The 1,752-nt window shown below is 52.1% G+C and carries 1 rRNA gene; it reads left to right on the forward strand.

From position 1 onward, the window contains the following. Positions 1-164 precede the first annotated feature (164 nt). Positions 165-1,706 (forward strand): 16S ribosomal RNA (locus V2S86_RS25265). The last annotated feature ends 46 nt before the right edge of the window (positions 1,707-1,752 follow it).

The raw sequence follows: 1,752 nt of genomic DNA on the forward strand, positions 1-1,752 counted from the left end.
GCTCTTTAACAATTTATCAGACAATCTGTGTGGGCACTCCACAAGACGATATCCAGTACCTTCGGGTACGAAAAAATATCAAGTCTTGAAGAGTGACTACTGAAGTAAAATTCATTTAGTAACCTTTGAGCATCGCTTCACGAGTTGAAGCAAATCGAACTTTTAAATTGAAGAGTTTGATCATGGCTCAGATTGAACGCTGGCGGCAGGCCTAACACATGCAAGTCGAGCGGTAGCACAGGAGAGCTTGCTCTCCGGGTGACGAGCGGCGGACGGGTGAGTAATGTCTGGGAAACTGCCTGATGGAGGGGGATAACTACTGGAAACGGTAGCTAATACCGCATAACGTCTACGGACCAAAGTGGGGGACCTTCGGGCCTCACGCCATCAGATGTGCCCAGATGGGATTAGCTAGTAGGTGGGGTAATGGCTCACCTAGGCGACGATCCCTAGCTGGTCTGAGAGGATGACCAGCCACACTGGAACTGAGACACGGTCCAGACTCCTACGGGAGGCAGCAGTGGGGAATATTGCACAATGGGCGCAAGCCTGATGCAGCCATGCCGCGTGTGTGAAGAAGGCCTTAGGGTTGTAAAGCACTTTCAGCGAGGAGGAAGGGTTCAGTGTTAATAGCACTGTACATTGACGTTACTCGCAGAAGAAGCACCGGCTAACTCCGTGCCAGCAGCCGCGGTAATACGGAGGGTGCAAGCGTTAATCGGAATTACTGGGCGTAAAGCGCACGCAGGCGGTTTGTTAAGTCAGATGTGAAATCCCCGCGCTTAACGTGGGAACTGCATTTGAAACTGGCAAGCTAGAGTCTTGTAGAGGGGGGTAGAATTCCAGGTGTAGCGGTGAAATGCGTAGAGATCTGGAGGAATACCGGTGGCGAAGGCGGCCCCCTGGACAAAGACTGACGCTCAGGTGCGAAAGCGTGGGGAGCAAACAGGATTAGATACCCTGGTAGTCCACGCTGTAAACGATGTCGATTTGGAGGTTGTGCCCTTGAGGCGTGGCTTCCGGAGCTAACGCGTTAAATCGACCGCCTGGGGAGTACGGCCGCAAGGTTAAAACTCAAATGAATTGACGGGGGCCCGCACAAGCGGTGGAGCATGTGGTTTAATTCGATGCAACGCGAAGAACCTTACCTACTCTTGACATCCAGAGAATTCGCTAGAGATAGCTTAGTGCCTTCGGGAACTCTGAGACAGGTGCTGCATGGCTGTCGTCAGCTCGTGTTGTGAAATGTTGGGTTAAGTCCCGCAACGAGCGCAACCCTTATCCTTTGTTGCCAGCGATTCGGTCGGGAACTCAAAGGAGACTGCCGGTGATAAACCGGAGGAAGGTGGGGATGACGTCAAGTCATCATGGCCCTTACGAGTAGGGCTACACACGTGCTACAATGGCGTATACAAAGAGAAGCGAACTCGCGAGAGCAAGCGGACCTCATAAAGTACGTCGTAGTCCGGATTGGAGTCTGCAACTCGACTCCATGAAGTCGGAATCGCTAGTAATCGTAGATCAGAATGCTACGGTGAATACGTTCCCGGGCCTTGTACACACCGCCCGTCACACCATGGGAGTGGGTTGCAAAAGAAGTAGGTAGCTTAACCTTCGGGAGGGCGCTTACCACTTTGTGATTCATGACTGGGGTGAAGTCGTAACAAGGTAACCGTAGGGGAACCTGCGGTTGGATCACCTCCTTACCTAATGATATTGATTCGAGTGGCGTGCTCACACAGATTGTCTGAT

The organism is Serratia sp. C2(1) (assembly GCF_036352655.1).
In the GTDB taxonomy this organism is placed as follows: domain Bacteria; phylum Pseudomonadota; class Gammaproteobacteria; order Enterobacterales; family Enterobacteriaceae; genus Serratia; species Serratia inhibens.